Source organism: Zwartia hollandica, assembly GCF_019923725.1.
Classification (GTDB): Bacteria; Pseudomonadota; Gammaproteobacteria; order Burkholderiales; family Burkholderiaceae_B; genus Zwartia; species Zwartia hollandica.
In genome coordinates this window covers 565,296-582,166 of the sequence record NZ_JAHXRI010000010.1, presented here as the reverse complement: position 1 = coordinate 582,166, position 16,871 = coordinate 565,296, and the positions used below count along the sequence as shown (strand labels likewise).

Genomic DNA, 16,871 nt, shown 5'->3' with positions numbered 1-16,871 from the left:
AGTGTATCCACTACAATCCAGTCATGCCGTTGCTCATGTTTTTTTATGTCTAAGTCGCAGACCGCTACGGTCGATGTCGCCCCTTCTGTGGACGCAGGAGGAGTTTCCTCAAATAAAAGTGCGCGGCGCGTGCTGGCAAGCGTCTTTGGCTATGAATCCTTTCGGGGTGATCAAGCAGCCATTGTCGAACATGTCATTGAGGGCGGAGACGCACTCGTTTTAATGCCAACCGGAGGGGGAAAGTCCCTCTGCTACCAAGTGCCTGCTCTTGTGCGCCCAGGAACGGGTATCGTTATCTCGCCCTTAATTGCGCTGATGCAAGACCAGGTAGACGCCCTGACTGAGCTCGGCGTTCGCGCAGCCTACCTTAATTCAACCCAGGACTGGCAGGTATCGCGGGACGTCGAGCAAGCGTTTCTGCGCGGTGAGTATGACCTGTTGTATGTGGCGCCCGAACGCCTCCTAACTGATCGTTGTATGCAGTTGCTTGAGCGTGGTCAGATTGCGTTGTTTGCGATTGACGAGGCGCATTGCGTCTCCCAGTGGGGACATGATTTCCGTCCTGAATACCTTGGGTTGTCGATGCTGCACGAGCGCTGGCCAAACGTGCCGCGTATTGCACTGACGGCGACCGCGACGGATGTCACGCGACGCGAGATCGTCGATCGTTTAGCGTTAACACAGGCAAGTCACTTTGTTGCCAGCTTTGACCGACCCAACGTCCGCTATCACATTGTTGAAAAGCAGGATGTCCGCAAACAGCTGCTGCAGTTGCTACGCGAGGAGCATCGCGGGGATTCTGGCATTGTGTATTGTTTGTCTCGCAACAAAGTGGACGATACCGCGGCCTATTTATGCACGCAGGGCATACAGGCATTGCCCTATCACGCCGGGTTAGGTACAGCCGTGCGCGCACAAAATCAATCACGGTTTTTACGCGAAGATGGCTTGGTGATGGTGGCAACGATTGCCTTTGGAATGGGTATCGATAAGCCAGATGTCCGTTTTGTGGCGCATATCGATATGCCGAAGTCTGTTGAAGGCTATTACCAAGAAACCGGCCGAGCTGGACGAGACGGTCTGCCAGCAACGGCTTGGCTTGCTTATGGTTTACAGGATGTCGTGCAGCAGCGCCGCATGATCGATGAATCGACGGGCGACGATGCGTTCCGGCGCCGCTTGGGCAGTCAACTAGACGCGATGCTCGGACTATGCGAGACGATCGCTTGCAGGCGTGTGGGCCTGCTCCAGTATTTTGGGCAAACCATTACGGCCTGCGGTAATTGTGACAACTGCTTAACGCCCCCTCAAGCGTGGGATGGAACAGTGGCCGCACAGAAGATGTTGTCGGCGATCTACCGTCTTTGGAAAGAGCGGGGCCAACGCTACGGCGCGGGGCATCTGATTGATGTCTTGCGCGGTAAAAAAACTCCTCGCGTACTCGAACATGATCACCAGGAACTTTCCGTATTTGGAATTGGTCCTGATATTACAGAGCAGGGCTGGCGTAGCGTGCTCAGGCAATTGCTCGCGCACGGACTTTTAATGGTGGATCAAGAAGGTTATGGCACGCTCGCTCTGACAGACGCGAGTCGGGCGGTGCTTAAGGGCGAGCGCACCCTCATGCTCAGGCGAGAAGCTGATCGACCTGTGCGTCCGTCAGCTGCGCGCGGCAAGTCTGTTGGTGCCGATTTGCCAGCTTTAGTGCAACCAATTTTTGAGGCCTTGCGCACTTGGCGAGCTGAGATTGCCCGTAGCCATGGTGTGCCCGCCTATGTCATTTTTCACGATGCAACACTCAAGGAAATCGCGCTTGCGCGACCCACTGATTTAGAGTCTTTGGCGCACGTCAACGGCGTGGGTGCGCGCAAGCTCGAGTCCTATGGCCAGTCGATTCTGGCTTGCATTGAGGCATTTGAGGATGCCTGATCGGCGTCTGAAACCGCGATACGACTAGCTAAACAAGGGGCCATCGCTCGCGGAAGCTTTGGGTGGCGTCAGTCCGAGGTGTCGCCACGTCGTCTGTGTAGCCATCCGGCCGCGCGGCGTACGCTGCAAGTAGCCGTGCTGGATCAAATAGGGTTCGATCACATCCTCGATGGTGTCGCGCTCTTCGCCTATAGCGGCAGCGAGGCTATCGACGCCAACAGGTCCGCCGTCAAATTTGTGCACAATGGCTTCAAGAAGCTTGCGGTCCATCAGGTCTAGGCCCTGCGGATCGACCTCAAGCATTGAGAGGGCGGCGTTAGCCACCGTTGCATCAATTGTGCCGTCGGCTTTGACCTGGGCATAGTCGCGGACGCGGCGCAGTAGGCGGTTTGCAATGCGGGGCGTACCGCGGGCTCGACGAGCCACTTCCGACGCACCGTCTGGCGTGATGGGTACCTGCAGTAACCCAGCACTGCGTGTGGCGATACGGGTCAGTTCCTCGGGGGTATAGAACTCAAGCCGCGAGACGATACCAAAGCGATCGCGTAGCGGATTGGTGAGCATGCCGGCGCGGGTGGTGGCACCGACAAGTGTGAAGGGCTGCAGGTCGAGTTTGACGCTGCGTGCGGCCGGACCTTCGCCGATCAGAATATCGATCTGGAAGTCTTCAAGGGCGGGGTAAAGGATTTCTTCTACAACGGGGGATAGCCGGTGTATTTCGTCGATAAACAGCACGTCGTTTCGTTCTAGATTGGTCAGCAAGGCGGCTAGATCGCCGGGTCTTTCTAGAACGGGTCCCGAAGTTTGGCGCAAATTAACGCCCATTTCGTGCGCAATGATGTGGGCCAGCGTGGTTTTCCCTAGGCCGGGTGGACCAAAGAGCAGCACATGGTCTAGTGATTCTTGTCGGTTTCGCGCGGCAGCAATAAAGATCTGAAGCTGATCGCGCACGCGCTGCTGTCCCACATACTCTTCTAGCGCGCGGGGGCGCAACGCCCGTTCGATGGACTCTTCGTTGGGGGTAACGGCTTGGGGTGCGACCAGGCGTGAAGCCTCGGCACGCGAGCTTAGGGAGTCGGACTGTATGGCCATGTGTCGATTAAAAAATCCGTTAGGGGCGCGGGTCGCACAAAGACGCTTAGACAATCGTACACTATCCCACACTTTTACCCCGAAATCAGAGGAAAGCTATGTCCTTAGTGTTGCCCACCTACGAAGATGTTGCGAGCGCCGCCAAGACCCTGAAGGGCGTGGCCCATCGCACCCCGGTATTGACTTCCGCAACGGCGGATCGCTTGACAGGCGCCAAGGTATTTTTTAAGTGCGAAAACCTGCAGCGCATGGGCGCCTTCAAATTTCGCGGTGGCTACAATGCGATCGCTAATTTATCGCCCGAACAACGCCGCGCAGGCGTGTTGACCTATTCTTCGGGCAACCATGCACAGGCGATAGCCTTGGCTGGAAAGCTCTTGGGTGTCGCCACCACGATCATCATGCCGCACGATGCACCGGCGGCAAAAAAGGCGGCGACGCAAGAATACGGTGCCACGGTGGTTAGTTATGACCGCTACAAGCAGGACCGAGAGGTCGTTGCGCGTGAAATTCAAGAAAAAACGGGTATGGCAATCATTCCACCATACGACCATCTGCACGTCATCGCGGGTCAGGGAACGGCCGCACTGGAGTTGCTCGAAGATGTGGGTGAATTAGACTATTTGTTGGTGTGCCTGGGCGGTGGAGGACTGTTGGCGGGCAGTGCCTTGGCAGCAAGCGTACTCAGCCCGAAATGCAAAGTATTTGGTGTCGAACCTGAGGCGGGCAATGATGGTCAGCAGTCGTTACGCAAAGGTGAGGTGATCCGTATTGAACCGCCGCGTTCAATTGCGGATGGTGCGTTGACGCTCTATTTGGGTCAATTGACTTTTGGTGTGATTAAACAGCGTGTGAAAGATATCTTAACGGTCACGGATCCACAACTGATCGCAACCATGAAATTTTTTGCCGAACGTATGAAAATAGTGGTGGAGCCAACCGGATGCCTAGGCGCGGCAGCGCTGATGCATGGTGCCTTGCCTGTTGAAAAAGGCGCACGGGTTGGGGTGATTTTGAGTGGTGGAAACGTTGATTTAGCGGCCTATGCAGGCTTTTTGACTCAGTCTTGAGTATTGATGGTTTAAGGGAGTAAGACGACATGCGCGTACTCGTGATTGGCGGTGCTGGTTTTATCGGACGCCACCTAGTGGGTCGGCTCGTTGCGCAAGGGCATGTTGTGCATGTGCCCACGCGTCAATACAAACGAGGACGTGAGTTGATGGTGCATCCCACCGTCACGGTGATGCAGGCCGATGTTCATGACGAGGCGACGCTCGATCGTCTCGTGAGCGGCTGCGACGTGGTGGTGAACCTAGTCGGCATTTTGCATAGTCGCGGTGGCGACCCTTTCGGTCCAGACTTTGATCGCGCTCATGTGCAGCTTCCTAAGCGTATCGCTCAAGCCTGTCGTCGTGCAGAAACGCCGCGGTTCATCCACATCAGCGCACTCGGTGCCGATGCGCAGGGTCCAAGCGGTTATTTACGCTCAAAAGCAGCAGGCGAAGTGGCAATTAAAGAAGCCTATACAGACGCCGAGCATGAGAGCTATACGATTTTTAGACCCTCGGTTGTGTTTGGGCCGCAAGATCAGTTCATGAATATGTTTGCTGGGTTGGCGAAATACTTGCCGATACTGCCCATGGCCGGCGCCTACGCAAAAATGCAACCCGTCTATGTATCCGATGTCACGGATGCGATTCTTAATGTGATTAAGGCGCCGTTTGCACTCAATCAAACGTTCGAGTTGGCGGGGCCGCGTGTCTACACGCTCGGTGAGTTGGTCAAGCTTGCTGCGCTCTGGAGCGGCCACCCGCGTATGGTGCTGAACTTGCCGATGAGCCTGGGTCGCTTACAGGCGTTCGCCTTTGAGTTGCTGCCTGGCGAGCCATTATTGTCACGTGATAATTTGGCATCGCTGACAAAAGATAATGTCGCAGCGTTGCCGATGGATCCGCGGCTCGGCGTTGTGCCGACTCCGCTAGAATCTGTCGCACCGATTTACTTAGCACCTGCCACTTAAAACATAGATACAGGGTTGGAGACAATGACGACTGTCAAACAAGGTAAAGCGCTCAACATCAAAGATTCGCGCATACTGATTGCGGGGGCGGCCAGTTTGGTTGGCTCGCATACGGCCGATTTGCTGTTGAAAGAAGGCGCACGTGAGGTACTGTTATTAGATAACTTCTCTTTTGGATCGATGGATGCCATCGCCCACTTGCAGAATGAGCCACGCATTAAGATTGTGCGTGCTGACCTGATGCGCTTGCCCGATTTGCTTGCTGCAACCGAAGGTGTGGATGGCGTGATTCATCTGGCGGCCTACATGACGCTTGGTTTTTCTCAAACGCCTTGGCAGGCAGTTGATGTCAATATTCGTGGTGCGCAGAATATGTTAGAAGCTTGCCGTGTTAACCGCGTTAAAAAAATCATCTTCGCTTCTTCGAACGCAGTGTACGGCTATGGCTCGGGAATCAAAGGTGCGCTGTCCGAAGAGATACCCTTTCATTCTGTTGGGGCACCACCTGCGGCGATTCTGTATGGCGCTTCAAAAATCATGGGCGAGCAGTTGTGTCGCCACTATTATCAAAGCGCAGGACAGGATTACGTCGTGTTGCGTTACTCGACCGTGTATGGCGAACGTCAGCACTATCGTGCAGCGAACTCGTTATACATCATGGAGACTTACGACCTTGTGCGCAAAGGCCAGGCGCCGGTATTACCCGGCGATGGTAAAGATACCAAACACTTTGTGCATGTCTCCGATGTTGCGCGCGCAAACGTGGCTGCCTTGCAGAGCACTGCGACCGACGTGGCGGTCAACGTGTCTGGACCTGCACCGATTACCACCGGGGAGCTTGTTCAGCTTGTGCTCGAGTATTGCAAGAGCGATCTCAAACCGGAAGTGCGTCCGGATCCTCCGGGCAAGGTTCGTTTGACTTCGGGTGGTGCTTTTCATATTCCCCATGACAAAGCGGGGGAGGTGATTGGCTGGAAGCCGGTGGTGCAAATGCGCGAAGGTGTGATGCGTTTGCTAGCCTGGCGTGAGCAGCAGGATAGTTAAAACTACTAGACCTAGAGGTGATTGACATGAATATTCGTAAGCTTTGCGGTAAAGCGCTTCTTGGCTGGTTTGTTGGATTCTTTGTCTATGGTGCAACGGCTTTGGCTGCCTACCCAGAGAAGGCAGTCACGATCGTGGTGCCTTACCCTGCTGGTGGTGCTACCGATGTGATCGCGCGGATGCTGGCGGAAAAACTAACGACCGCTTGGAAGCAACAGGTGGTTGTGACCAATAAGCCTGGAGCGGGAACCACCGTCGCGGCCGAGGCGTTGGCGCGCGCGCCCGGCGATGGCTATACGCTCTACATGACGACGGCAGCGCACACAATTAGCGCGAGCCTCTACCGCAAGCTTAATTACGATCCCATTAAGGACTTTGGGCCGATTACCTTGGTGTCTACCATACCGTTGGTGCTAGTGACGAATCCTGCCGTTCCGGCGAAGACGCTGAAGGAATTGATTGATTATGCGAAGGCCCAAAAAAACGGCTTAACGATGGCGTCCACCGGCAACGGTACACCACAGCATTTGGCGGGTGAACTGTTTAAAGCGAAAACAGGGACACCGTTAGTGCACGTGCCCTATAAAGGCGACACGCCGATGTTGACAGACTTGATGGGCGGTCAGGTTCAAATCGCTTTCGTGACACTGTCGGCAGCCTTGCCATATATCAAAACGGGTAAGTTGCGTGCTATTGCACTTGCCCATGGTGAGCGTGTCGCTGCGCTCGATGGTGTGCCAACCACCGCTGAGGCGGGGATGCCTGGGTTTACCGCCGCCACTTGGTTTGGGTTGTACGGTCCAGCTTCGATGCCAGTGGCGCTACGTGAAAAAATTTCGGCGGATATCCGACGTATTGTTGCCGAGCCTGGCATGACGCAACGACTGCAAGATATGGGAGGGCAAGTAAACAACAGCACACCCGAGGCGTTTCAAAAAGTAATCGATGCCGAGGTAAAGAACTGGGCGCAGGCCGTCCAACTCTCAGGTGCAAAAATCGATTGATACCGCAGCCCTACTTAGCCCAAGCTCTTGATTGACTGGTCGATCGAGAGCGCGAGCAAGTCAACGATTCGATCTAAATCGGCCTCAGAGGTAATGAATGGTGGGGCGAGCAGCACATGGTCGCCTCGCTCACCGTCAATGGTTCCGCCCATCGGGTAGACCAACAGGCCGTTCTCGAAGGCTTGTGATTTAACGACTGCGTGTAGTTTGTTGCGATGGTCAAAAGGTGCTTTTGACACACGGTCCTGTACAAGCTCAAGTGCCATAAAAAGTCCGCGCCCGCGAATATCGCCAACAAAGGGGTGATCGCGGAAGCGCGCCTGCAAAGCGCCTGTCAGATATTCGCCTCGCGCGCGCACTTGTGCGAGTAGGTTGTCGCGTTTAATGACTTGTTGGACGGCGAGGGCTGCAGCTGAAGCGACTGGATGTCCAAGGTAGGTGTGGCCGTGCTGAAAGCTACCGCTTTTTTGACGTAGTGCATCAATAATTCGGTTGTGCGCTAGAAAAGCGCCGATCGGCTGATAGCCCCCACCCAAGCCTTTAGCGATGACGACAATATCGGGGACGATTTTTTCGGGCTCAAAAGCATAGAGCGTGCCTGTTCGCCCCATTCCGCACATGACTTCGTCAGCAATCAGCAAAATACCGTAACGGTCGCATAGGTCTCGTACGCCACGGAAATAGCCCGGGGTGGGTGGTAGAACACCTGCAGTCGCACCGCCCACGGTCTCTGCACAGAAAGCAATGATTTTTTCTGGTCCAGTAGAGACGAAAACATCTTCTATTTCTTTCAGTAGACGCGCGGTATAAGCGTCTTGGGTCTCGCTAGGCAAACGGTCGCGATATTCATAGCACGGGTCCACTCGCGGTACGTCCATGAGTAAGGGGGCAAACTGTTTGCGCCGTTGCTCATTGCCGCTAATAGCCAGCGCACCCAGGGTGTTGCCGTGGTAGCTCTGCCGTCTTGCGACAAAGACTGTTCGTTCGGGCTGACCAATCTCGACATAGTATTGCCGCGCTAATTTTAAAGATGCTTCAATCGCTTCGGAGCCGCCTGAGACGAAGTAGACGTTACCAAGCTCTTTTGGTGCGTGTTGAATCAGATGATTAGCAAGCTTCTCAGTAACGTCTGAGGTAAAGAAACCAGTGTGTGCATAGGCATGTTGATCGATCTGTGCATGCATGGCAGCAAGCACGTCGGGATGCCCATGACCCAAACAAGACACTGCTGCGCCGCCACTGGCATCAATGTAGGCCTTGTTGTTCTGATCATAAATATGAATGCCTTGCGCACGCGCAGCCGTTAGCGGTGTTTTGAGCAGAGAGCGGTGAATGATGTGGCTCATATTAGAATCCGGTCAAAAAATTAAAGTCCGTAACAGTTGTCCGTGCGACTGGCTCAGCGGGATAGTCCCTTCAAAGCGAGGCGAATGCCATCCGAGACGCTCACACCATCCGGCAGGCCTTTTAAGGCACTTAGCGCTTCGCGTTCAGAGTATCCAAGGGCGGTGAGCGCATGTAGCACATCGTTCTGAGTCCCTGCTACGCTTGTTGGCTGTACGCCTAGATCTGCGCCGAGCTTGCCCTTCATTTCGAGCAGAAGGCGTTCGGCCGTTTTTTTACCAATGCCTGGAACGCGCATTAAGCGAGCGGGTTCTTGAAGTGTGATCGCTTGCGCGAGCTCGGTGGCTGACATGCCCGACAGGACTGCGAGCGCGGTACGGGCACCAATACCGCTCACTTTGATGAGTTCGCGGAAGGTTGCGCGCTCTTCGGCTGTAGAGAAGCCATAGAGAATATGTGCATCTTCACGCACAGTGAGGTGGGTAAGAAGAGTGACCTGTGCGCCTAACTCAGGTAGTGCGTAAAACGTAGTCATCGAGACATCGATCTCGTAGCCCACGCCTTGCACATCTAGCCCTATACGCGGAGGCATCTTTTCAAACAATGTACCGGTGAGACGACCTATCATCCAGAATCCTTGAGTAAATGGGCAAGCTAACCCAGTAAGCGCCCGGCCCGCACGCGTGAACGGCCACGTGAGGTGCGAGTTTGGTAGTTCATTTGACTAAGTTTCTCGGTCAGTGGTGCGATATGGGCATGACAGATGGCGCAGGCGAGTGCATCGGCCGAGTCTGGAGCAGGAATGCCGTCTAACCGTAATAGCCGTTGCACCATCATTTGAACTTGCTCTTTCGCCGCACGGCCCGCACCGACGACCGATTTTTTTATTTGTAGTGCGGTGTATTCGTGAACGGCCAGATCCCGATCCGCCAGCGCACAGAGTGCTGCACCTCGGGCTTGGCCCAGTAGCAATGTGCTTGCTGGATTCGTATTCATGAAAACGATTTCGAGCGCAGCAACATCTGGCTTAGTGTCCTCGACGATTTGACGCAAATTATCGAGGATGACTTTCAAGCGCAGCGGCAGGGTCACATCGGTTGGGACGACGATGGTCCCACTTGCCACATACGATAGCTTGGCGCCTTGTACGTCAATGACACCGAAACCAGTTCGGCGTAAGCCCGGATCAACGCCAAGAATCCTCATAGAGTCAGTGTGTTAATGACGAAAGTGCCGCATGCCGGTCAACACCATGGCGATGCCGCGCTCATTCGCAGCGGCGATTACCTCGTCGTCGCGCATGCTACCGCCTGGTTGAATCACGCAGGTCGCACCTGCATCGATTACGACATCAAGCCCATCGCGGAAGGGGAAAAATGCATCGGAAGCGACAGCTGAGCCTTTCAATGTCAGCCCGGCGTTCTCTGCTTTAATGGACGCAATACGGGCAGAATCGATTCGGCTCATTTGCCCGGCACCCACTCCAAGTGTCATGCCATCGCCACAGAAGACGATTGCATTGGACTTCACAAACTTCGCGACCTTCCAGGCGAAGAGTAGATCTGCCATTTGTTGTGGCGTCGGCTGTTTTGTTGTGACAACACGCAGGTCTTTGGCGGCCGTCGTTCCTGAGTCTGGTGTCTGGATGAGCCAACCACCCCCGACGCGTTTGACATCGATATCGTTCTGGCCCGTGCCCATCGGAACGCGCAGCACGCGTACATTCTTCTTGGCTGCGAGCAGCGCCAGGGCGTCCTTGTCATAGGCGGGGGCTAGCAGGACTTCAACGAACTGTCCGCTGATGGCTTGTGCGGTCGCAAGATCGACCTTGCGATTAAATGCAATGATGCCGCCAAAGGCCGAGGTGGGGTCGGTTTTGAAAGCCTTTTTGTAGGCCTCAAGCGTACTGTCGGCTGTAGCGACGCCGCAAGGGTTCGCGTGTTTGACGATGACGCACGCGTGGGAGGTGAAGCTGCGCACACAATCCCAGGCGGCATCGGAATCTGCGATATTGTTATAAGAGAGTTCTTTGCCTTGTAACTGAACAAAGTTACCTAGCAAGCCAACTGGTCGACTAGGGTCGGTATAAAACGCCGAAAGTTGCTGCGCATTTTCGCCATACCGCAACACTTGTTGCTGATGCACCTGAAGCGTCAGAACGTTTGGCCACGTGCTGCGGGCAGGCACAGCGTCCTGGCTAGGTTCGGCCTCGGTCAGGCTGCTCAGATAATTCGCGATCGCGCCGTCATAGGCAGCGGTATGGGCATAGACCTTGGTCGCAAGCTTTAAGCGCAGCCCAAAAGAAGTCGAGCCGCGTGCATCAATTTCTTTAAGCACGTCAGGGTAGTCAGCTGGATCGATGACAACGGTGACACCACCTTCTTCTGTGCCGTGATTTTTGGCCGCGGCACGTAGCATCGCCGGACCACCAATATCAATATTCTCTACCGCGTCGGCAAAGGTGCAGTCAGGCTTGGCGACTGTTTGGCGAAAAGGGTAGAGGTTGACGACGAGTAGATCAATCCGATCGATCTTGTGTTTTTTGAGCGTCGCCATGTGTTCATCGCTATCGCGACGCGCTAGCAAGCCACCATGAATCTTCGGATGCAATGTTTTAACGCGACCGTCAAGAATTTCTGGCGATCCGGTGTGCTTGGCAACTTCGGTGACTTTGAGTCCAGCCTGTGCGAGTAGTTTGGCGGTACCACCCGTGGAGAGAAGTCGCACACCGCGTGCAGCAAGCGCTTGGGCGAATTCAACGATACCGTCTTTGTCCGAAACGGAGAGCAAGGCTGTTTTAATTTTCATTGCAGGCTTATTTTTCTGAAAGTAGTTTGTGAGAAAGGAGTTTCTTGCGAAGCGTGTTGCGCGTCATGCCAAGCATGTCAGCAGCTTTTGATTGGTTATCCTCTGCGTGTTGCATCGCAATTTGTAATACTGGTCGCTCTACGCATTGGATCACCATGTCATACAGACCACTTGGATCTGTGTCACCGAGGTCAGCCAGATAACGTTCTAGCGTGTCGCGGACCGAGTTTTGCAGGGCATTGTATTGTTTCATGGTGTGTGGACTGTCTAACGCTTAGGCGGCCTGTTGTTGAAGCGTTTTGTCTGTGGCATTGTCGCAGTTTGACGGGGCTGTGTGTGGCAAAACATTGCTTTGGGAAGTAAACCAACGCTCAACTGCCGCGGCTTGTTCGGCAGTGCTTTCTAAACGGTTTATATGGTCTGCAAAGGTTCGACCGCCAGGCAGACCCTCAACGTACCACCCAATGTGCTTTCGGGCTGTGCGCACGCCGGTTCGCTCGCCATAAAAATGGTAATGATCCGCAAGGTGCGTCAGCAGTAAGTCTCGCATCTCATCCCAGCTCGGTGGTGCCAGGTGGTGTCCGGTACGCAGAAAGTGCGCGATCTCACGAAAAATCCAAGGCCGTCCTTGCGCTGCGCGACCAATCATCACAGCGTCAGCACCCGTATAGGCGAGAACATCCCGTGCCTTTTCAGGGCTATCGATGTCGCCGTTCGCGACAACAGGTATCGTGAGGCTTGCCTTTACCGCTCGGATGGTGTCGTACTCTGCTTCACCTAAGTAAAGGTCTTCACGCGTACGGCCATGCAGCGTCAGTGCGGCGATCCCTGCGTTTTGGGCGATTTGACCAATACGCAGTGCATTGCGATCTTCGCGGCTCCAGCCAGTGCGCGTTTTAAGTGTAACGGGCACACCGTACGGCAGACAGGCTTGAACCACAGTATCAAGAATGCGTGCAACCAAGTCCTCGTGGCGTAGCAGTGCTGAGCCAGCAGCGACGTGACACACTTTTTTAACGGGGCAGCCCATGTTGATATCAATAATGCGCGCACCCTTGCCAATATTGAAGACAGCAGCCTGTGCCATCATCGTAGGATCTGCCCCAGCGATCTGCACGGCAACCGGGTCTATTTCGCCATCATGATTCAGTCGGCGCGAGGACTTCACCGTCTGCCATAACTGAGGATTACTTGCGGCCATTTCAGATACGGCGTAGCCAGCACCAAGCTTTTTGCAAAGTTGACGAAAAGGGCGATCTGTTACGCCAGCCATAGGCGCAACGAACACGTTATTGGGAAGGGACCACGCACCGATCTGCATGCGCAAATTGTAATCGGTTGAGGGGTGGTGACGCGTTCGCCTAAGACTAAAGCCTTAAACCTTGCAACAGGTGTCTCGCTAAGGGTGCGCGCAGCCCTGGAAGCATATCCATCGCTAGCAAGGCTAGTCCGGCGGAATGTTCCACCACGGGCCAACCCGAGGTGAATACGCGCGACATTAAATCTGTCAGTCTGGTGGTGAGCTGGCGATCAGGTTGACGCATTTGTAAAAATTGCCTGAGTGCGGCGGAGGGTTGCTGGTTCGAGAGCACCATCCAGTCACGCAAGGCAATGGCCAGGCTTGCTGCGTCTCGCAACCCCAGATTGAGGCCTTGACCCGCGACAGGATGAAGCGTTTGTGCCGCGTTACCAATGGCGATGATGCGGCCATCAACGGGAGTGGCGCGCACGCTTAACGCCAGCGGAAACATAGACACCTTATCCTGGACCTCGAGCGAGCCCAGTCGTGTACCGAACGCTTGTGTCAACGCCAGTGAAAAGTCTTTAGGGTTGAGCTTGTGTAGCTGTTCGGCGCGCTCGGGTGTACAGCACCAGACGACGGACTGTTGATCGGCTGCCTCTGGGTGCGGCAAAACGGCTAACGGACCTTCACGGGTAAACCGTTCGAACGCCCAACCCGCACGCGGAATACTGGCCCGCACTTTGGTGAGTAAGGCCATTTGTTTATAGGTACGACGAATTTCGGTAGGATTCCCTCCGTCTGCCTGCACAGCGATTGCCGCATGCAGAGTGTCTTGTCCATGCGAGAGCTCTACGGTGGCGGCGTGTTGACAAACGATTTCCGCCGTCGCTGCGTGGCGCACGGAGACACCGCTTGCCTTAACCGCATGGGTAAGCTGTTGGATAAGCGCGCCGTATCGCACCACGCAACCTAGCTGCGGTACGCCAAAGTCTGTCTGTTTGATGAGCGTGCTTCCAAGCCGACCACGTTGTGAGACGTGAATGGTTCGAATGTCTGCGCACCGTTCTGGCCACGCATTCAACGATTCGAGCAGAACGCGACTGCCGTGATTGACCGCTAGGACTCTAGGGTCAGTTTCTGGCGCGTAGCCATAACGAGAGGCTGAATCTGACTGTAATAAAACGATGCGCTCTGGTGCGGGGCTCAATTTGGCGAGCAGCAAAGCCAAGGCGGACCCGACCGGGCCGCCACCTAAGATGGCAACATCGAATTCGCACGTGGAGTCATTGGAGGGCATACCGCATTCTATCGTGGGCGCAGACTAAGGTCTTTAGTTGAATCCTTAGATGCCGATAGGCTATTCTTCGGATTCCGCGGAAGTGATTTTCATTTTTTTCAGGTCCTATGTCTATTCAGCAAGCAGCGCCTGCATTTCGAAACAAGGTCACGGTTGGGCTTCTGGCCGCAGTCTTGGGCTGTGTAGGCGCACATTGGTGGTATTTGAAGCGCCCCTACGCTTGGCTTGTTTCCCTAATTTCCGTGTCTCTGATGGTTGCTTGTAGTTTTGCCGAGACTTGGTGGGAAAACCCAGCGTTTTTTTTATTATTTATCCCAACGTTAGATGGGTTCGTCGAGGCAATCGTCTTGTGCCTGATGCGTGATGAGCGCTTCGACGCTTTGTATAACCCAGGCCTTGTGCGAGACAAGCCGAGTGGCTGGGGTCCGGTGCTGGTGGCGAGTTTCACGCTGTTGATCGGTACCGTCGCCTTCATGTTCGGGATTGCGATGGTCGTGATTTATGTTTGGACCGCGCTTGGGTTGCTAGATGGCCTAGATCTAAAAGGCTAAATACTGATGTTGGTTGTTTGAGGACAGACCCAGCGGGCCTGTTCACGGGTGAGATCGATACAGCCACCTTCACCGTAGACGCGCACGGGGGCACGGTACTCCATCATTTGATGCAAGATCTCATGTTTAGCTGCAGGATCAGCCATTGATGCTGCCATCATGTCTTTGACACGATCTTCATTCATGCGCAAGATGCCAGCGTCTGTGCGCTCGACGCAGTGGCGCCAGTGATACACCTCAAAACATTTTGTCTCAATGTCGTAGGGACTTTTTTTGTCCCACAGATTCACAAACTTTCCGGCGCCCATGTACACCACCCAAGAGCCCTCAAACCCATCCACATCTGTGGAGTTCTCATCCGGGTTTTTGAACCAAACTCGACTGCCGGGAACGTAATGATGTTTTGGAAATGGATGTTCGCGAGAGCCACGCTCAGTTAAAAATGCGTTAATGAAGGTATCACCTCGGAGTGGTTGTTCACTCCAGCGGCGCTCGATCGTTTCTAGAAGTTGTGGGTTGGTCGTCTCGAGCTCTTGCGCTAAGCCCGCAAGCATGAGGTACTCAGAAGCTTGCCGACAGGCGAAGCCGTAACTTTGCCCAGAGGCATCGGGGCAAAGTGCGAGCTCCAGCGCTTGGCTAAGCGGCTGACCGGCGATCAATGCAAAACCGTCTCCACTGAGTTGTCGCCAATGCGTAGAGGGCCGCGTATCTTCGTCAATGCTGAACCACAACTCGGTGCGTCGTGCGATGAGTGCAATGTTTTTGCGCACTCGCAGGGCTGCGAAAAATTCCTCAATACTTGGAAAACTCGAGGCAACTGGACTGAGCGCCTTCGAAAATACGATTTCTTTGAACAGTTCGTCGTCAGAGCTTTCGGTCGAAAACCCAAAGCTATCCGCAAGGAGGCGAACGTCAGCATTAGGCGCACTCTCTTTGAGTAAGGCGCTCGCATACATTCGCGCAACCCAAAGATTCTGATGTTGCGAGATCGTCGAATCCAGATATTGACGAATATTCAGGTCTGAGCACCACTTACCTAGGTCGCGACTAATTTCTTCTGCGTGCGACTTGCTGTGAGTGACAACACAAATGCCGCCTAACGTTTCAAATTGAACGGGATCGAACATGATAGGTCTCTGTTCCAAGGATTCCAGATCTTTGTTTTACGTCAATCTCTCTGCTGCATCAAGTCCTCGATGTCCCTAATCTCTACGGGTACACCCCTAGTCAGCAATTCACAGCCGTGTTGCGTCACGACTGCATCGTCTTCAATTCGAATGCCAATATCCCAAAATATCTCTGGTATGTCTGGCGATGGGGTCACGTAGAGACCAGGTTCGATCGTCAGCACCATGCCTGGCATTAACGTGCGCCAACCGCGTTCGCCTGCACCAGCCGGAGGGGTACGATAATCTCCGACATCATGCACGTCCATACCCAGCCAATGCCCTGTGCGATGCATGTAGAAGCGTTTAAAGCTTTCGGTTTCAATGTTTTGTTCAAGAGTCCCAGTTAACAGCTTTTCATCGAGGAGCCCTTGCGTTAAGACGCGCACCGCAGCTTCATGTGCGGCATTCCAGTGGTGATCGGGCGATACGCAGGCGGTAGCTGCATGCTGCGCCGCAAGAACGATTTCATAGAGTGCCCTTTGAGCCGCTGAAAAATGACCATTAGCGGGAAAGGTGCGTGTGATGTCCGAGGCGTAGCCGTCAAGTTCGCAACCTGCGTCGATAAGAACAAGATCGCCGTCGCGCATGACTGTGTTGCCCGCGCGGTAGTGCAAGGTACACGCGTTGGCACCGGCGGCAACGATACTGTCGTAGGCAACTGATTGGGCGCCGTGCTTGCGAAACACATATAAAAGTTCGGCTTCGAGCTCGTACTCGTGCATGCCCGGCTGTGCAGCTTGAATAGCGCGGGTATGCCCAAGTGCCGAGATCGTGGCTGCGCGTTGCATCGTGTCCAGTTCGCTGGCGTCCTTAATGAGGCGCATCTCGCTCAGCGGTTCGCCAATATCGAGCCACTGCGTAGGCGCAGCGCGCGTGCCGCGTAACGTTGTCTGAGCTTTCTCGAGCCAAGTACGCAGTTGGGTTAGGTAGTGTGGTGACCGACTGCGCCCGGTGTTGGTAAACAGGTTTTTTAAACCTGCCATCAATAAAGGGATTTGAGTATCGAGGTCGGTTGTGGGGAGGGCTCGATCAAAACCAAAGTGCTCCGCAGCGGCATCGGGCCCCCACCGTTTGCCAGTCCACGTCTCCATCAGCGGATCCTTTGGCTCGCAAAACAAAATACTGCTGTCGGTCTCACCGGCAATCAACACCAACCAAGCGTTTGCCTCGGTAAAGCCAGAGAGGTAGAAAAAATCACTGTCGTGTCGAAACGCGTAATGATTATCTCGGTTGCGTCCAATTTCCGGACCCGTGGGCAAGATGGCGATTCCGCCGCCCATGCTGCGCATCCAACTTAGAATCTGCTGGCGGCGGCGAGTGAAGGCGCTAGTTGATTTGTGCTCGTGGGTCATAAGACATTCGGTTAGATG

At 54.5% G+C, this 16,871-nt stretch carries 16 protein-coding genes; 6 read left to right on the top strand and 10 right to left on the bottom strand.

Going from position 1 to position 16,871, the window contains the following annotated elements:
- Positions 1–45: 45 nt before the first annotated feature.
- Positions 46–1,929, top strand: coding sequence for a DNA helicase RecQ (recQ, locus tag KZZ10_RS13550; RefSeq protein WP_259662052.1), 1,884 nt, complete (start codon positions 46–48; stop codon positions 1,927–1,929).
- A gap of 24 nt (positions 1,930–1,953) precedes the next feature.
- Here recQ and ruvB read toward each other — a convergent pair whose 3' ends face one another.
- Positions 1,954–3,021 carry a Holliday junction branch migration DNA helicase RuvB gene (gene ruvB / locus KZZ10_RS13545; protein ID WP_259662051.1) on the bottom strand — a complete coding sequence of 356 codons (1,068 nt, stop codon included), beginning with the start codon at positions 3,019–3,021 and terminating at the stop codon, positions 1,954–1,956.
- 98 nt (positions 3,022–3,119) lie between these two features.
- Here ruvB and KZZ10_RS13540 point away from each other — a divergent pair, with 98 nt between their 5' ends.
- Genes KZZ10_RS13540 through KZZ10_RS13525 form a run of 4 tightly spaced genes read left to right on the top strand, consistent with a single transcriptional unit; the run spans position 3,120 to position 7,089 of the window.
- On the top strand, positions 3,120–4,091 hold the full coding sequence (locus tag KZZ10_RS13540) for a threo-3-hydroxy-L-aspartate ammonia-lyase (RefSeq protein ID WP_259662050.1): 972 nt from the start codon (positions 3,120–3,122) through the stop codon (positions 4,089–4,091).
- A gap of 29 nt (positions 4,092–4,120) precedes the next feature.
- Positions 4,121–5,041, top strand: a complete 921-nt coding sequence (locus KZZ10_RS13535) for a complex I NDUFA9 subunit family protein (RefSeq protein ID WP_259662049.1) — start codon at positions 4,121–4,123, stop codon at positions 5,039–5,041.
- Positions 5,042–5,065: 24 nt separating this feature from the next.
- The gene (locus tag KZZ10_RS13530) at positions 5,066–6,085 is read left to right on the top strand and encodes an NAD-dependent epimerase/dehydratase family protein (protein ID WP_259662048.1); all 1,020 of its coding nucleotides are present in this window, start codon (positions 5,066–5,068) and stop codon (positions 6,083–6,085) included.
- 26 nt (positions 6,086–6,111) lie between these two features.
- Positions 6,112–7,089: a tripartite tricarboxylate transporter substrate binding protein gene (locus KZZ10_RS13525; RefSeq protein ID WP_259662047.1), complete on the top strand. Its 978-nt coding sequence runs from the start codon at positions 6,112–6,114 to the stop codon at positions 7,087–7,089.
- Between the two features lie 14 nt (positions 7,090–7,103).
- On the opposite strand, the gene KZZ10_RS13520 is transcribed toward KZZ10_RS13525, so the two are convergent.
- From KZZ10_RS13520 to KZZ10_RS13490, 7 genes are read right to left on the bottom strand one after another with little or no spacing between them, the layout of a single operon-like run.
- The gene (locus KZZ10_RS13520; RefSeq protein ID WP_259662046.1) at positions 7,104–8,435 is read right to left on the bottom strand and encodes an aspartate aminotransferase family protein; all 1,332 of its coding nucleotides are present in this window, start codon (positions 8,433–8,435) and stop codon (positions 7,104–7,106) included.
- A gap of 53 nt (positions 8,436–8,488) precedes the next feature.
- On the bottom strand, positions 8,489–9,061 hold the full coding sequence (ruvA, locus tag KZZ10_RS13515) for a Holliday junction branch migration protein RuvA (protein WP_259662045.1): 573 nt from the start codon (positions 9,059–9,061) through the stop codon (positions 8,489–8,491).
- Between the two features lie 26 nt (positions 9,062–9,087).
- Entirely contained in the window at positions 9,088–9,639 is a 552-nt protein-coding gene (gene ruvC, locus KZZ10_RS13510) for a crossover junction endodeoxyribonuclease RuvC (RefSeq protein ID WP_259662044.1), read from the bottom strand.
- 12 nt (positions 9,640–9,651) lie between these two features.
- Positions 9,652–11,241, bottom strand: coding sequence for a bifunctional phosphoribosylaminoimidazolecarboxamide formyltransferase/IMP cyclohydrolase (gene purH, locus KZZ10_RS13505; RefSeq protein WP_259662043.1), 1,590 nt, complete (start codon positions 11,239–11,241; stop codon positions 9,652–9,654).
- A gap of 7 nt (positions 11,242–11,248) precedes the next feature.
- The gene (locus tag KZZ10_RS13500; RefSeq protein WP_259662042.1) at positions 11,249–11,494 is read right to left on the bottom strand and encodes a helix-turn-helix domain-containing protein; all 246 of its coding nucleotides are present in this window, start codon (positions 11,492–11,494) and stop codon (positions 11,249–11,251) included.
- Positions 11,495–11,515: 21 nt separating this feature from the next.
- Positions 11,516–12,562, bottom strand: coding sequence for a tRNA dihydrouridine synthase DusB (gene dusB / locus KZZ10_RS13495; protein WP_259662041.1), 1,047 nt, complete (start codon positions 12,560–12,562; stop codon positions 11,516–11,518).
- Positions 12,563–12,608: 46 nt separating this feature from the next.
- The gene (locus KZZ10_RS13490) at positions 12,609–13,781 is read right to left on the bottom strand and encodes an FAD-dependent monooxygenase (RefSeq protein WP_259662040.1); all 1,173 of its coding nucleotides are present in this window, start codon (positions 13,779–13,781) and stop codon (positions 12,609–12,611) included.
- A 107-nt stretch (positions 13,782–13,888) separates the two neighbouring features.
- Here KZZ10_RS13490 and KZZ10_RS13485 point away from each other — a divergent pair, with 107 nt between their 5' ends.
- On the top strand, positions 13,889–14,332 hold the full coding sequence (locus KZZ10_RS13485) for a TM2 domain-containing protein (RefSeq protein ID WP_259662039.1): 444 nt from the start codon (positions 13,889–13,891) through the stop codon (positions 14,330–14,332).
- Here the strand turns inward: KZZ10_RS13485 and KZZ10_RS13480 are convergent.
- Entirely contained in the window at positions 14,329–15,459 is a 1,131-nt protein-coding gene (locus KZZ10_RS13480; protein WP_259662038.1) for a TGL-type protein-glutamine gamma-glutamyltransferase, read from the bottom strand. The genes KZZ10_RS13485 and KZZ10_RS13480 overlap by 4 nt on opposite strands.
- 41 nt (positions 15,460–15,500) lie before the next feature.
- Positions 15,501–16,853, bottom strand: a complete 1,353-nt coding sequence (locus KZZ10_RS13475) for an aminopeptidase P N-terminal domain-containing protein (RefSeq protein WP_259662037.1) — start codon at positions 16,851–16,853, stop codon at positions 15,501–15,503.
- Positions 16,854–16,871 lie beyond the last annotated feature (18 nt).